The 14700-nt window shown below is 44.9% G+C and carries 13 protein-coding genes; 4 read left to right on the forward strand and 9 right to left on the reverse strand.

From position 1 onward, the window contains the following. Nucleotides 1-168 precede the first annotated feature (168 nt). Both rnhC and I579_RS00605 read left to right on the forward strand, forming a co-directional pair. Nucleotides 169-1110: a ribonuclease HIII gene (gene rnhC / locus I579_RS00600; protein ID WP_010753147.1), complete on the forward strand. Its 942-nt coding sequence runs from the start codon at nt 169-171 to the stop codon at nt 1108-1110. Between the two features lie 30 nt (nt 1111-1140). Then, the gene (locus I579_RS00605; protein WP_010753146.1) at nt 1141-1521 is read left to right on the forward strand and encodes a VOC family protein; all 381 of its coding nucleotides are present in this window, start codon (nt 1141-1143) and stop codon (nt 1519-1521) included. A 61-nt stretch (nt 1522-1582) separates the two neighbouring features. Here the strand turns inward: I579_RS00605 and I579_RS00610 are convergent, their stop codons facing one another. From I579_RS00610 to I579_RS00640, 7 genes are all read right to left on the reverse strand, one after another. Continuing rightward, complete coding sequence (locus tag I579_RS00610) at nt 1583-2245, reverse strand: YesL family protein (protein ID WP_010753145.1); 663 nt, start codon at nt 2243-2245, stop codon at nt 1583-1585. A 17-nt stretch (nt 2246-2262) separates the two neighbouring features. Next, on the reverse strand, nt 2263-3132 hold the full coding sequence (locus I579_RS00615; RefSeq protein WP_010753144.1) for a carbohydrate ABC transporter permease: 870 nt from the start codon (nt 3130-3132) through the stop codon (nt 2263-2265). Nucleotides 3133-3144: 12 nt separating this feature from the next. Next, on the reverse strand, nt 3145-4047 hold the full coding sequence (locus tag I579_RS00620) for a carbohydrate ABC transporter permease (protein WP_010753143.1): 903 nt from the start codon (nt 4045-4047) through the stop codon (nt 3145-3147). 225 nt (nt 4048-4272) lie between these two features. After that, a complete protein-coding gene (locus tag I579_RS00625; protein WP_010753142.1) occupies nt 4273-5556 on the reverse strand; it encodes an ABC transporter substrate-binding protein in 1284 nt (427 codons plus the stop codon). A gap of 47 nt (nt 5557-5603) precedes the next feature. Next, entirely contained in the window at nt 5604-6749 is a 1146-nt protein-coding gene (locus I579_RS00630; RefSeq protein ID WP_010753141.1) for a glycoside hydrolase family 88 protein, read from the reverse strand. A gap of 8 nt (nt 6750-6757) precedes the next feature. Further along, on the reverse strand, nt 6758-8557 hold the full coding sequence (locus tag I579_RS00635; protein WP_010753140.1) for a DUF2264 domain-containing protein: 1800 nt from the start codon (nt 8555-8557) through the stop codon (nt 6758-6760). Nucleotides 8558-8559: 2 nt separating this feature from the next. Continuing rightward, nucleotides 8560-8946 (reverse strand): hypothetical protein, encoded by a 387-nt coding sequence (locus I579_RS00640; RefSeq protein WP_010753139.1) that lies wholly within the window; start codon nt 8944-8946, stop codon nt 8560-8562. A 179-nt stretch (nt 8947-9125) separates the two neighbouring features. Between I579_RS00640 and I579_RS00645 the strand changes: the two genes are divergently transcribed. Further along, entirely contained in the window at nt 9126-10163 is a 1038-nt protein-coding gene (locus I579_RS00645; protein WP_010753138.1) for a LacI family DNA-binding transcriptional regulator, read from the forward strand. A gap of 37 nt (nt 10164-10200) precedes the next feature. Here I579_RS00645 and I579_RS00650 read toward each other — a convergent pair whose 3' ends face one another. Continuing rightward, nucleotides 10201-11826 (reverse strand): hypothetical protein, encoded by a 1626-nt coding sequence (locus I579_RS00650; protein WP_010753137.1) that lies wholly within the window; start codon nt 11824-11826, stop codon nt 10201-10203. A 12-nt stretch (nt 11827-11838) separates the two neighbouring features. Beyond that, nucleotides 11839-12672, reverse strand: coding sequence for a hypothetical protein (locus I579_RS00655; protein ID WP_010753136.1), 834 nt, complete (start codon nt 12670-12672; stop codon nt 11839-11841). A gap of 136 nt (nt 12673-12808) precedes the next feature. On the opposite strand from I579_RS00655, the gene I579_RS00660 reads away from it, so the two are divergent. Continuing rightward, nucleotides 12809-14644: a DUF2264 domain-containing protein gene (locus tag I579_RS00660; RefSeq protein WP_010753135.1), complete on the forward strand. Its 1836-nt coding sequence runs from the start codon at nt 12809-12811 to the stop codon at nt 14642-14644. The last annotated feature ends 56 nt before the right edge of the window (nt 14645-14700 follow it).

Consider the following 14700-nt stretch of genomic DNA (forward strand, 5'->3'; position numbering starts at 1 on the left):
TTCCCCATTTTCTGTGGGAAAACTCCTAACCATTATAGGATAAAACCGCCAGAATTTCCACGTTTATCTCATTGTCTACAAGATTCTTAGAAATTTCTGGGGGCAATTTTTTCTTCCTAGCAGAAACTATGCTACACTAGTCCTGAAATCCCAGAAAGGAAGAGATTCATGTCCCAAACCGTCCTTACGATCCCCTTAGCCAAACAAGCCCCTCTTAAAGAACATTACCAGCAATTTTTCGTTCCTAACAAAAGTCCCTATGTGGTCTTTGCCGCCAAAAAAAATGGCGTGATGATTACCGCCTATACCTCGGGCAAAGTGATGTTTCAAGGCAATCAAGCAGAAACCGAAGCGCACCAGTGGCAGTCGCTAGCCTCGGGGACAGTTCCCGGAAAAAAAGCTACTAACAAGAAGGCTGGGCCAAAAACCGGCCTACTCCCATCAGGCTTTGCCAATTGGAGTGTGATTGGTTCCGATGAAGTGGGCAACGGCAGTTACTTTGGTCCATTGGTTGTCTGTGCCGTCTATGCAGCAAAAGAACACTTAACAGCCTTGCAAAAACTCGGTGTCAAAGATTCCAAGATGCTGACAGATGTGCAAATCAAACAGTTGGCCCCACAAATCGAAAAACTAGTTCCCGCTCAAAAACTAGTGGTCACCCCGGCTAAGTATAATCAAGTCCAGCCTCGCTACAATGCAGTGCACATGAAAGTTGCCTTGCACAATCAAGCTCTTTATCTCCTATTGCAAAAAATCGCTCCAACAAAACCTGAAGGCATCTTAATCGACCAGTTCACCCCGGAAGCCAACTATCGTAAATACTTGCAAGGTGAACAACATCCCGTAACGGACAACCTTTATTTCATCACCAAAGGAGAGCAGTATCATCTGGCAGTGGCTGCGGCTTCTATTTTGTGCCGAGCCGCCTTTTTAGAAGCTTTAGCAGAAGGCAGCCGAGAAGTCGGCCTGCAGTTACCTTCTGGTGCCGGGGCCAAATCCGACCAAGTAGCCGCTGAGCTTTTGAAAAAAGGCGGGCTATCCCTTTTAGGGAACTATGCGAAATTGCACTTTGCCAATACAAAAAAAGCTCAGGACCTAGCCAAACGTTAGCTAGACCTGAGAGAAAAAGGAGTGTTTATGATGAAAATCGAACACGTAGCACTTTGGGTCAATGACCTAGAAGCAATCAAAGAGTTTTACCAGACCTATTTTTTGGCTAGCGCCAACCAATGCTACCACAATCCTAAGACCGGCTTTAGCTCGTACTTTCTAACCTTTGCCACCGGTGCTCGCTTGGAATTATGCCACAAGGAAAACTTGCCCAAAGTTCAAGCCGAACGCTTAGGCTATGGTCACTTGGCTTTAAGCGTTGGCGGAAAAGATGCCGTAGATGAACTGACCCAACGCTTGGTGGCTGCGGGCTATCCCTTACACAGTGGGCCTCGGACTACTGGCGACGGCTATTACGAATCTTTAATGAGCGATCCCGAAGGTAACTTAATCGAGTTAACCACGGATTAAACAAAAAAAGAATCTCACAAAAAACGACCGAACCTGCTCATGAGCAAGTTCGGTCGTTTGCTTATTCCTTGCGTCCTCCGGCAAAGGAAAGATTCAAATACATAATGCCGGCAAATAGACTTGTGGTAATCACAAAGCCAAATTGCGGTTTCAGTAACATTACCGCGAAGATTGCGGCAAAGAGTACCAAGTTCAAAAGACTCGCGTACCATTTCTTCAACGCCATGTAAAAGGCCAAGCGTAGCACATCCTTCATGGTTGCTTGGGGATTGCGCACTTGGTAATACCAAGCATTGATGCTCACGGCTAATCCGATAATCATCAAAATCAAGAAGAGCGGAATCAACCACTGTCCTCCGGGAAGTTTGGCAAAGACATACACGTCTGCTAGACAAACCACACTAGCACCCCAACCAATCAAGCCATAAAGAAAACCACGTAGGCCAAACTGACGGTATTTCCGGAAGAATTCTTTCACCGGCTCCACGTCCTTGTGTTCTTTGAAGACATCAATCATGCCGAACAAAGCTACAAAACCGGGACCGACAAACAAAAGACTAAGAGCAAAGAAGAGCACGTTGCGCACATCGATGGCCAAGGAAATCGTTGCGAAGAAAAATGGTAAGTTTACCAAACTAAAACACAGCGTTCCCATTAATAGGATATAAGCCCAACGAAAGAGTTTCATATAGATATTCGTATCAAAGCGTTGTTTTGCAAACATGCTCGTTCCTCATTTCTCTAGTTCTTCATACCGGAAGTCGCGATTCCTTCCACGAAGTATTTTTGCATGGACAAGAAGACGATAGCGACTGGCAAGATGGAAACCACGGATGCTGCCATGATCAAAGCATACTCGGCATCAAATAGTCCCACAAACATTTTCAAACCTAATTGAATCGTTTTGTTTTCAGTAGAGGTCAAGTAGATAAATGGCCCCATGTAGTCGTTCCAAGTGTTAACAAAAGTGATGATCGTCAAGCTGGCCAAAGCTGGTTTCGTCAATGGCAAGATGATACGACGGTAAATCCCCCACTCGGATAAACCATCCATCCGGGCACTTTCACACAAGGAGTCAGGAATACTGCTGTAGTACTGTTTCAACAAGAATACCCCAAAGGCGCTAAAGGCTTGCAACAAGACCAAAGACCACAACGTATCGGTTAAGTGCAATTGACGCATCATGATAAATTGGGGAATCATGTAAGATTGCCAAGGAATGGCGATGGTACCGATGTAAGCTAAGAATAACACATCCCGGCCTTTAAAGTGCATTTTTGAGAAGCCGTATGCAGCAAAACTTGAAGTCAACAATTGGATCAAAGTGATTAGAACACTTAAAAAGGCAGTGTTCTTGAAGAAGGTCATCAAAGGAATCCGATCCCAGATCACGGAATAGTTTTCTGGATGCCAAGATTTCGGAATCCATTGAATGGGAATACTGAAGACTTCGTTGTTCGTCTTAAATGAAGCGGATAACATCCAGATGAATGGTACTAAAGTAATCAGCGCCAACAGCGTTAAAAGAGCAATCAAGAGGATACTACCCATGGTGAGTTTTTGCTTCTTTTTTGTTTTAACACTTTCTTTTTTTGAAACGGTTGCTTCCATGTCTTTTTCCTCCTACACGCGTTCTTGACGTTGATTCCATTTGAATTGGATCACCGTAATTGATAAAACAATGACAAAGAGTACCATCGCAATTGCGGAGGCATAGCCAAAGTTAAATTTCACAAACGCTTCGTTATAGATTTGGTAAACCAATACGTTGGTAGCCCGACCTGGACCACCGGCGGTCATTACTTGCACCAAGTCAAAGATTTTGAAACAGTTAATGACTAGCATGATCGTGACAAAGAATGTTGTTGGGCGCAAAGATGGTACGGTAACGTTTAGGAATTGTTTCCATTTACCAGCTCCGTCCATGGATGCTGCTTCGTACAATTCTTTTGGCACACTTTGCAAACCTGCCAAATACAAAATCATGTAGTAACCCATGCCCCGCCATACGCTGACGATGACAATGGCGGTCAAAGCCCAATCGGAACTAGAAGTCCAGCCTGGTGGGTTTTCGATGAAAAGTTTCAAGAATTGGTTAATCGGACCCATGGTTGGGTGGAATAACATGTTCCAAACTACGGCGATTGCTACTAAAGACGTAACATAAGGGAAGAAAAAGGCAGTCCGGAAGAACTTCATGCCCCGAATCTTCTTATTGAGTAAAATGGCTAAACCTAAAGAACAGATCAAAGTCAATGGTACCACGCCAATGGTATAAAGGAACGTATTCTTCAATGAAATCCAGAAGGTATCATCGTTTAACATTTTTGAGAAGTTTTTCAAGCCCACAAATTCTGGTGTTCCAAAAGAATCCCATTTCATAAAGGCTAAGATTAGTGAGAAGATAACGGGAATCAACGTAAATAAGAAGAACCCGATGAAGTTTGGTGCGATAAATGAGAGTGCTGTTAAGGTGTTTTTGCGGCGTAGTTTATGAGCCGCTTTGCTTTTTCCAGTAATTTCCATATTTGTATCCTGCTATGTACAGCAGGGCCCCCTCCCGTGATAATTGCAAGGTCATCCTACAGTTAACCTTTAAAAGTAGCTTTTAAAGAATAGGCCTTGTTACTTGTGCTAACTAATAGACCACTATCGTAGGTACAGTATTCAGTTGCGTTGCAGAATCAAATACCTGATAAAAAGAGTCCGGCGAGGTTTTACGAGGAAAACCTCGCCGTATGACTACTCTTCTTATTCTGTTTCAGATTTTACGCGTTTTTCCATGTTGGCGATACCTTCTTTAGGTGTTTCATCTCCAACCAAGATTAGTTCGTGTTCTTCTTGCAATACTTTGTCGATTGCTGGACCATTTTCATCCACTGGGAATTCGATGGCGATTGTTTCTGGGTTAAAGGCAGCTTTTGAGATTTCATCTGTTGGCATACCTTTTCTTGAGAAGTACATTTCGTCGATTGCATCTGTCTTGTAAGAAGGTACAACACCGACTTCAGCCAAGACTTTCGCGCCTTCTTCCCCAGCACAGAAGTCTAGGAATTTTTGTGCGACATCTTTGTGTTCAGCGTTTTTGTTGATTGCATAAGCAGTTGGTGAACCAAATGTTACAGATTTACCAGCTTCTTTTTGTGGCATAGAAGTGATACCCCAGTCAGTTACATCCGTTTTGCCAGCGTCGATGTTGGTCAACAAAGCACCCATGTACCAAGTTCCCATTGGCATCATTGCAGCTTTTGAACCTTCGAATTGAGATTGGTACGTTACTTTTGTTGATTTCGCAGTACCAAAGTCCATTTGAGATTTGTCGTCTTGCATGCGCAATACGCGATCGTAGTAGTCTTCCATGAAGCCATAGTCTGGGTCGATCAAGTTCGCATCGTTTTGAGCGGCTGCGATTGCTTGAGTAGTAGAACGCCAAGTGTGTTGGTAAGTACCGTAAACTTGTTCGTCAGGCTTAGAAAGTTTCTTCGCCATTTCTTCGTATTCATCCCAAGTTGGGTTGTTTGGATAGTCGATGCCAGCATCGTCAAACATTTTCTTGTTGTAGTACAATACCCAGAAGTCTGTCCGGTATGGTTGTGCGTAAGTTTTGCCGTCTACTTCGTACATGTCGTAGCTTGCTTTGGCAGGATCGATATCAATGTCTTTAATGTGGTCAGTCAAATCAAGCAATTGACCACGTAATGCGTAGTTGGAGTAAGACAACAGATTTTTCATAGTCAAGACATCTGTTGTATCGCCGGATGATAGCATGGTAGTTAATTTTGTATCGTAGTCGTCTGAGGCAATGTCCACAGGTTCTACGGTAACACCAGGATTTTCGGCTTCAAAAGCACGGAACAATTTTTCAAACTCAGGGGTGGTGTCATAGTTCCAAGTAGTGACTTTTAAAGTAACGTCGCCATCTTTTTCTTTGCTGCTGTCGCTTTTGTCATCACTGCTGTTGTTGCCGCAAGCTGCCATTGTCATACTCAACCCTAATAAGGCAGTTGCTGCTAATCCTTTTTTCCAAAGTTTCATTGTAAACCCTCCAATTTTTGTATTCTAATTCAGAGTCGCCTCTGTAATTACCAATAAAGATACCAACTAATTGCCAATCGGGTTAGCGCTTCTAAGTAGTAGTAGTCGCCCCAGATCATGCATTCGTCTACGCCTTTGCCACCTTTTTTGTCGTAAACCCCATGCAGGAGAATCCCGTTTGAATCAGGACCTGCTGTGTAGTTTTCCGCCAAGGAGGCCATGATTGCTACGGCAGTTTCTTGATAGAAATCATGTTTTTCATTGCTTAGAGGCAATTGACGAGATAATTCCAACAACCCGCAAGCCGCAATAGCCGCTGCTGAGCTGTCTCGTTCTTCGCCACTGCCGTCTTGGAAGACTAGATCCCAGTAGCTGACTTTGTCTTGTGGCAATTCTTTAATGAAGTAATCCGCTACTTTTTGCGCTGTTTCTAAAAAGCTAACATCCCCAGTGTGCAAGTAGCTCAATGTAAAGCCATAAATCCCCCAAGCCTGTCCTCGTGCCCAACAAGAATCATCGGAAAAGCCTTGTTGTGTTTTCCCACCGATTGGCTCCCCTGTTTCGGTATCGAAGTAATACGTATGGAACGTGGTGTCATTGTCCCGTACGATGTATTTTTGCGTTTGTTTTGCGTGATTGTAAGCCGCTTCTTTGTATTTCGCATCTCCGGTCATTTCGGAAGCGAAATACAAGAGTGGCAAGTTCATCAAGCAGTCGATGATCATCCGGCCCCGTTGTTCTGGATCGTCCAGATTGCCCCACGCTTGAATGATTTGCGCTTTTGGTGAATAACGTTCCATTAAAAGGTCGGCGGCTTTAATCGCCATTTCCTTGGAAGCGGGTGTGTGGTTAATGCGGTAATCCGCCACCGCCGTTAAGCTGTATAAAAAGCCGATATCATGAGTTTCCAAAGCAATTTTTTCATCCAAACGGTGTTGGAAAGACTGCATTTGGCGAGCCAATACTTCGTCAAACTCTGTGGATTGCGTTAATTCTTTGCCTAAAAATAGCATCCCTGGCCAAAAACTAGCGGTCCAGTCGATGTTTTCTTCTGGTTGGTAGACTTGATTTTCACTGGCTGCTGGTGGTACCAAATCGCGAAATGTCTCCAAGTTTCCTCTCACTTTGTCCAAAGCAAACTCGATTTGCCCAGGCAACCAAGCTAAGCTTTTTTCCGTGGTCATAACATCCATTTTTTCTCCTACTTTCCTACTTGTACGTGTTGATTTCCTTGGTGAATGGTCACTTGATCTCCTTGGACCATCACTGTCGGTTGTTCCACTGTTTCACCAGGCATCAGCCCAGTTACCAGGGAAACTAAGATATGTTTGCCTTTTGCCAAACTTGCTTTAGCAAAGGGTAATACCGTTAATGGATAGAGCAAATTCGTATTTGGTTCTGGTCGCACAATGCCGGCTTCCGTGAACCCGTATATCCCCTTGATGCCGGAAGTCCCCACCGAGTTGACTACTTCGGCGGTTAGCCCCGTAGCTTGAGGTAAGACTTTTTCTTCTAAAGGAGTGGAAAAGCCACCCTCATAGACCACTAAGTCCCGGTCATTCGTGATTTCATGGACCCGCACGTGGCAGCCTTCTAAGGGAACGATTGTGGAGCGAATCCGCACATCTCGGTATGGTCGCCACTCGTGAATCACCCGGTCGGCTAAGATTTCGTAGCTGGCGTCTAAGTCCTTCGTGCGAAAATCTTGATCGTCTTCCGAAACCGCTAAACAGTTGTCATAGGCACCTTCGTAGTACCAGTGATGATCTTTAGGAACACTGTTACCAAATTGGGAAGAATAGACAAACTTGCTGTATTTCGCGCTGGCAAAACTTTGATAATTGATGTATTGACCTGCGGGATACATGAGCAAGTGGCTATAGTCTTCATTGTAAGCGTAGTAATTTTTGCTTTCAGGAAGTGACAGCCGGCGCTTAGGAACCGTCAAGGGCAATACTTCTGCTTGCCAGTAAGGATGATCTTTTGGAACTCCTAACAAGACGAAACTCTTAAAGGCCCAGTAAGGAGAGCCTGGTGCGTTGTAGCCTTCTGCCATGACCAGATTTTGGTAATGATAGCCTACCGATAGTAGACCGTCCGCAGTAAAGATGTCTTGCTGCATCCAGTTGTGCAAGTGGCGGCTGATTAAGCCTTTGATTTCCCCCCAAGGCAAGGCTTCCACATTGGCAAAAACCAAAGCGCTGAAAAAGGAAACTTGCGCAAAGCGATAGGTCAAGCTTCGACCAAAGGCCACGGCCTCCCCGTCAGCAGCAAACCAGTATTTAAAGGTTTGAGCAAATTCTGTCGCTCGCTCTTTAATGACCTCAGAGCGCGGATTAGCCGGCTCAAAGGTGCTATAGAGTAAGCCGTAATAATGAATGGCAAATGAGACATAGTAGTCAATTTGCGTCTCCACTCCGTCACAGTACCAGCCTTTGCCTTGGTAACACCGATCGATGGCGGCTAGATCTTGATCCACCATTTCAGTAGAATAGCTGCGGCCCATGTGCTTCATGGCGGTGTTGACTAAGACTCTAAAGAAATGCCAGTTATTATCTGGAATCCGATGGTCATTGATTTGCATTAACCATGCGTGCAGGTTGTCTTGTTGCGCTTGGGTTAGTTGATCCCAAGTTTGTTCTTTATTTAATAGTAGAAACGTACTTAAGGAAGCCATTTCCACAAACAGCTGATCGAAGTCCACCGTGTCGCCCCAGTAGGCTTCACTCTCAGGATCCGTACCGGCAATGATGCCTGCCAAGTAGCTAGCAGTTAACTCATGGCTACCTTGAGTGATAAAAGGTCCTAAGCCCCAAAGCGGTCGTAGGAAAGCTTCGACTTCTCGCACTTGGCGTAAATACACAGAACCATGAGTTCCTAAATCCAAGTGCCCCGGCTTGCCGGCAAAGAAAGGCGTTAAGGGTGCGAGTAAATCTTGAAACCCGCTAGCCACATCTTCGTATGATTCAAATGGATTTTGGCGAATCCGAGGATTCATCATGCTTATTCATTCCTTTCGATTAACATGCCCTTGATAATGCCGTAGTACTCACCGTAGACGGTCACCCGATCACCAAGAGAAAGTGGCGCTTCCTGTTCATTGAATACTTGATACTGGCTATTGCCACTTTGTAAGACGAAGCGATCGCCCTTGGTAATTTTTTTACCACCATCGGTTTTCGTAATCTCGCCTTCAATTTGAATATATTCATTTAAAGGTACCTCTCCGGCTTGCAGCTCTTCATCGGAATAGGCCTTCGTCTGGGACTTCAAATTCGTAATCGCTTCTTTACTAAAATCATTCACCGTTTCGCTTTCGGGCTTGTCATTGCCACAAGCCCCTAAGGTCAGCAGGCTGAAAGCTAGTAATATCAGCATTTTCTTCTTCATTTTGCTTCCCTCTTTGTAAAACGCTTTCTTGATATCTAGATATTACATTTTTTTTAGGAAAATAATCAATACATTTTGCTAAAAAAAGTAAAAAAATCAAATTAAGCGCTTTTATCCTTTATTTTTTTACTAAAAACACATATACTAAATGTAATAACAATTTGAAGGGAGTGGGATCTATGGCCACAATTACAGACATTGCCCGGGCTGCCGAAGTGTCTATCTCAACCGTATCCCGGGTTCTAAATTACGATCCTACCTTATCCGTAACAGAAGAAACCAAGCGCAAAATCTTTGAAGCGGCTGAGAATTTGAACTACACCAAATACAAAGTAAAACAAAAAAATCGTCAGCCAGTGGAGAAAAAAGAAAGTCAAACCAGTATCGGTATCATCCAATGGCGACTGGACGACGAGGAACTGGAGGATATTTACTACATGTCCATCCGCCTAGGCGTGGAAAAGCGAGCAGCGGAATTAGGTTATACGGTAGTAAAATTTTCCCAAATCGACGAATCCATTGCTCAAAGCGTAGACGGGCTCTTGGCAATTGGGAAGTTCACCCAAGAAACCATCGACAAGTTGCGCAATTTGCATGCAAACCTCTGCGTAATCGGTAGTAACTTTCCTTTAAATGACTACGATTCCGTCAATACGGACTTTTCCCAAGCAACTGAATTGGCGCTTCAGCACTTACTGGACTTGGGACATAAGAAAATCGCCTTTATCGGAGCAGAGGAAAGTAAAAATATGTACGGCTTCCGGCGTTACAAAACCCCTACCGCCAATACGTTTCGGGATATCATGCGCAGCCAAGGTCTTTTAGACGAAGATTACTTTATTATGCGGGACAACAGCCGTCTGGATGTTGCCACCGGTGAGGCTCTCACCCAATTTGCTTTGGAACAATGGCAAGACGAGCTACCTACCGCTATTCTAGCGGCCAACGACGCCTTTGCGATTGGCGTAATTCATACCTTGAAAGCCCGGAATATCAAAATTCCGAAAGACATTAGCGTGATGGGCATCAATGATATCTCCATCTCGCAATACGTGTCTCCCCCTTTGTCTTCTGTGAAAGCCTTTACAGAGCACATGGGCGAAGCTGCCGTGGACTTACTAGCCAAACGAATAAAATCCCCAGTAGTCGCTCAGCGGATCTTTTTAAGCACCGAACTTGTAGTTCGCGACTCCACTGGAAAACCTAGAGCAAACTAAAAGAGTTGCAACCTTCCAAAAAAGGTTGCAGCTCTTTTTAGTTTGCTAAGCTCAGCTTCACGGAAATGGTCCCTTGCTGTGCCAGTTGGTACTGGGCTTGAACCAAGTATGCTTCTTGCTCTTGCCCATGATGGTCTTGATAAACCACTCGTTTTACTTCCGGTGCTTCGGTTTCAAAATCAAGGGTGCAAGCAGTTTTTGTCCCTTGCAAACGCACTTTATTCTTTTGAATAAGTGGTTTTACCGGGGTAATAAAGTTTTCCAAAACAACATTTGTATCTTGGCTAAATTGAAAAGCATCCAGTAACGTCACTTCTTTGTCGGCTACAGTGAAGGTTCGTTCAAACTCTTCCACCTGACTGCCAGGATAAAAATGACTTAAAGTAAAGCTCAGCTGGTTTTCTCCTTTTATCGCCAAGGGCGCTTCCTTTGACTCCTGTTGCCAAACTCCGTTAATTTGCGGGATGGAATGACTTTGAGCTTGATTGACAAAAAAGTCATAACGAGTTGCCTCTTGGAAATACTCCTTGGTGTATTCCCCCGCCCCGAGATCCGTTAAGAACAACTGCTCACTGGTGCCATAGACAAAATGCCCCACATCTAAATGATTGTGGCTTTCGTAATTATGACCACCTTTTGCGGCAAAAACTTGCCCTTGGTCTTTTTTCACCCACCACTGGGCATCGGCAAAATAGTGATCAATAGCAGCAGAATCCGTCACCGGTTGCCCGTGATACCTCAAGTTCCACTCAAGCTGAGCATAACGATAGCAGTGATCAAAATCCAAAGAACTCTCAGGAACTGGGGGCACCGCTACGCCAAAATACTCCTGACAAAAGGCCACAAGCCCACTGGCGAGCGCCACTTGGGAATAGTCGGAAAATGGCAGATAAGCCCCGTCGCCTAAGGACACATAGTAAGGAAAGGCTGCAATCTGCTTTACCTTCTCCCGTTTTAGAAAATGATCGTCCCCTGTGACCTTACGCAATTTTTCACAGTAATAAAGGAAATAGCCGAAGCCATAGCTCCAATAGCCAACTCCTTCCACACAAGCGCCATCTTCTCCAAAACCGCTAAGATAGCTTTCCAGGCTTTTTTCAAGACGCTTAAGCAGGCGCTTGCGCCGCGGACTTGCTGGCATCACGGCTAAAATCACCATCCCGATACTGCCACCCACGACCGCACTCCAGTTGTTGTCTTTTTCCTCCCATTCCCAGTTATGTGCTTCAAAAGGCCGAAAAATCCGCCGTTCCAACTCTTGCAACATCCGCTCCTGGGTTAAGAAGGAAAATTCTGTGCCCATTTTTTCGTAACAAGCGGCGATGGTTTGGGCAGTTCCAGCGGCAAATAAGTCCAACCAGCAGTCGCTGCCTTGCCCGAAAGTACCTTCTACAATGGGCAAATGAGCTGGCAAAGCCCAGGTGTATTCATTGCAGACTTCCCAGATGACTTGCTCTAAAAGTTCCTTCGTTTCCTGGGCGGGCTGCAACTCATAGGCCAATGCCAAAACTGCTAGTTGCCGTCGCCGAGCAAAGTAACGCTCTTCAAAATGCAGGCGATTGCCACTAGTCAAATACTCCTGATACCCCGCAAGCGGCAAATAAGGAATCTCACCGCTTGCGACATATTCTTTTGCAGCTGCTAAAATCTCTGCTTTTAGCATGATTGCCTCCTTTTACACGTTTTTACCAAAAACTTCAATCTGGGTCAAAGCAGGAAACGGTGACTCGTCTTCGGCTTGAATCAATTCGCAGAAAGTCACGGAGGTTACCTTGCGTTTGGCAATGTCAAAAACTTGCCGCGTCGGTGTTTTTTCGGTTTGGAAGACTTCTTTCGTCCCATCAGAAAAAGTCAATGAAACTTGGGTCCAGTAGCTATCGTGAGGGAAATCCGCCCGCAGTGTAAAGGCTACTTGGTCGATTTCGATTTCTCGACCAAAATCAATGGTCAATGCCGCGTCTAAGTTTTGATTGATGCCCCAAGATTGATAAGGATACGAACCGTGAGACAAGTTTGCATAGACCCCATCAATGGCATTGCAAGCAAAGAAAGTCGCGTCATTCCGCGTTTCCACATTGGCATGAGCGTGAGGATAGGCCCCATGGAATTCTTTCCCGTCATGAGGGTTTAGCGCCCAGTTGCGGTAGCTTTGGATTTCTTCTTTCGTAGCTACACGGGCACTTAAATAGTGACGCTCACTCATAAAACGACCATCTGCCCGGGATTCAATGGCGTTGTCCGACATGGAAATTGGATAAATCCATTCTTGGTTTGGCACATAAACCAAACTTGCATCCAGTGTTTCATCGAATTTTACCACCAAGTATTGCTTTGGTTGATCCAAAGTCAAGCGGATTTGGTCGCCATCTTCATAGGTAAAATGCCGTGCAGCCAAGTCTACAAAGTCTTCTCCTGTGGCAAGCATTGGCACTTCTTTGGTATCGCTCTCAATTTTTGCAACCTTTTGCTCTCCTGCTTGATTCACGATCTGTAACTGCAATTTTGTCATGTTCAAACCAACTTTCTTTTTTTTACTTTGATATACCCCATATTATACCTAGTTTCAGTCAAAAAAACAGGAAAAACATTTATATTTTTTACTAAATAAAGTAAAATAGACAAAAGTAATGAAAGGAAGCGTTTGTATGAATGTGGTAAAAGAGAATCCTTTGAAAACCAGACAAGATTTGGAACAGGCCCTTTTGGATCTGGTTCAGCCGGTGTATCGCTTAATGGCGGCCCAAGAAAAACAAGGTCGGGTGCACTTAGGCGATAGTGGCACGGTATACGACCAGCCCCGGCAAGAAATTGAGGGCTTTTTACGCACCTTATGGGGATTAGGCCCACTCTTTCATCATCCAGAAAAAATTACAGCCTATCCCACACTCTTTAACCAAACCAAAAGCGGGATTCTCGCCGGAACAAATCCCGATAGTCCTTTTTACTGGGGTGAATTGCAAGACTATGACCAACTCTTCGTGGAAATGGGCGCTTTGGCAACCTTCTTGATTTTAACCAAGGAATCTTGCTACGACAGTTTCACCAAGACTGAACAAAAACAGCTTTGCCAATGGCTCAATCAGATTAACCAACACACAATTCCCCCTACCAACTGGTTGTTTTTCCGAATTTTGGTCAATAGCTTTTTTGAAATCGTGAACTATCCTTTTCCCGCAGAACAATTGGAGAATGATTTAGCAGAAATTCAGCACTATTACTTAGCAGATGGCTGGTACTTCGACGGCTACGAAAACCAAATCGACTACTACATTCCATTTGGCATGCAGTATTACGGCCTCTTGTATGCCCAACTGACCAGTCACAAGGAAAGCCCGTATGCAAAAATCTTTCGCAAGCGTGCTACTGTATTTGCCACAACCTTTAAAGACTGGTTCAGTAAAAACGGAGCTGCACTTCCCTTTGGCCGGAGCTTGACCTACCGCTTCGCCCAGTCTGCCTTCTTTGCCGCCGCGGCTTTTGCCAAGCAAGATTTTACCGGATTCTCTCAAGCAGAAGGCAAATACTTGCTTTTGAACAATATGCGTCAATGGTTCCAACAACCGATTTTTACCACGGATGGGCTTTTATCCATTGGCTATGCCTATCCAAATCTGGTTATGGCAGAAGGCTACAATGCGCCAGGTTCTCCTTACTGGGCTTTTAAAAACTTTATTCTCCTGGCTCTACCAGAAGACGACGCCTTTTGGCAACTACCGGAAACTTGTCCAACCTTTCCAAAACAAGTGTTCAATCCCCACAGTCGCATGCTCCTAGTACACAGCGATGACGGTCAGGAATTACAGGCCTTTACCACTGGGCAGCATTCCCACGAACACGCCCACGGCCAGGCCAAATATGAAAAGTACGTCTACTCCACCACCTTTGGCTTCAGCGTCCCGAAAGGCAGTGTTTTACCAAAACAAGGCGCTTTCGACAGTACCTTAGCCCTGTCGGAACAAGAAACAAACTATCAAACAGCCTTTGGTTTTAAAGAATACCGCATTCACGATGACTATGTTTACAATTTGTGGCAGCCCTGGTCCAACGTCACCATTAAAACCTTTGTGATTCCTTGCTACCCGTGGCACATTCGTATCCACCAAATCGAAACCCAGCGCTCGCTGCATTTACTGGCTGGTAGTTTCTCCGCACCAAAGGATGGCCAGGTGACCAATGGAAAACAACTGGCCTACGCCGAAACTTCCGTAGGTACTACGGGGATCAAGCTTTTCACGCCAGGCAGTTGTGAAGTCACCCAACCGGAACCAAATACCAACTTGCTCTACCCGCAAACCCACCTGCCTCAAGGACACTTTGAAGTCGCTCCCGGCAAGGAAACCATAATCTTAGCCTGCCTCGGTCATGCTAGAAAGAACTTTTCTGACACCCCAACCATCGAGGTAGCTTTCAAAGGCAAGAAAGTCAGCTACTGGCTCGCTGGCAAAGAGCACACCGTTACATTAGCTGAATCAATGGAATAATCGGCAAAAAAAGCGTCGCAACAAGTAATGAGTACTCGTTGCGACGCTCTTTTATT

Source organism: Enterococcus asini ATCC 700915 (genome assembly GCF_000407365.1).
Taxonomy (GTDB): Bacteria; Bacillota; Bacilli; order Lactobacillales; family Enterococcaceae; genus Enterococcus_C; species Enterococcus_C asini.

Excerpts from the sequence above, each read along its gene's own strand:
- rnhC (WP_010753147.1), top strand. The coding sequence starts at position 169 with ATGTCCCAAACCGTCCTTACGATCCCCTTAGCCAAACAAGCCCCTCTT.
- I579_RS00605 (WP_010753146.1), top strand. The coding sequence starts at position 1,141 with ATGAAAATCGAACACGTAGCACTTTGGGTCAATGACCTAGAAGCAATC.
- I579_RS00610 (WP_010753145.1), bottom strand. The coding sequence starts at position 2,245 with ATGTTTGCAAAACAACGCTTTGATACGAATATCTATATGAAACTCTTT.
- I579_RS00615 (WP_010753144.1), bottom strand. The coding sequence starts at position 3,132 with ATGGAAGCAACCGTTTCAAAAAAAGAAAGTGTTAAAACAAAAAAGAAG.
- I579_RS00620 (WP_010753143.1), bottom strand. The coding sequence starts at position 4,047 with ATGGAAATTACTGGAAAAAGCAAAGCGGCTCATAAACTACGCCGCAAA.
- I579_RS00625 (WP_010753142.1), bottom strand. The coding sequence starts at position 5,556 with ATGAAACTTTGGAAAAAAGGATTAGCAGCAACTGCCTTATTAGGGTTG.
- I579_RS00630 (WP_010753141.1), bottom strand. The coding sequence starts at position 6,749 with ATGGATGTTATGACCACGGAAAAAAGCTTAGCTTGGTTGCCTGGGCAA.
- I579_RS00635 (WP_010753140.1), bottom strand. The coding sequence starts at position 8,557 with ATGATGAATCCTCGGATTCGCCAAAATCCATTTGAATCATACGAAGAT.
- I579_RS00640 (WP_010753139.1), bottom strand. The coding sequence starts at position 8,946 with ATGAAGAAGAAAATGCTGATATTACTAGCTTTCAGCCTGCTGACCTTA.
- I579_RS00645 (WP_010753138.1), top strand. The coding sequence starts at position 9,126 with ATGGCCACAATTACAGACATTGCCCGGGCTGCCGAAGTGTCTATCTCA.
- I579_RS00650 (WP_010753137.1), bottom strand. The coding sequence starts at position 11,826 with ATGCTAAAAGCAGAGATTTTAGCAGCTGCAAAAGAATATGTCGCAAGC.
- I579_RS00655 (WP_010753136.1), bottom strand. The coding sequence starts at position 12,672 with ATGACAAAATTGCAGTTACAGATCGTGAATCAAGCAGGAGAGCAAAAG.
- I579_RS00660 (WP_010753135.1), top strand. The coding sequence starts at position 12,809 with ATGAATGTGGTAAAAGAGAATCCTTTGAAAACCAGACAAGATTTGGAA.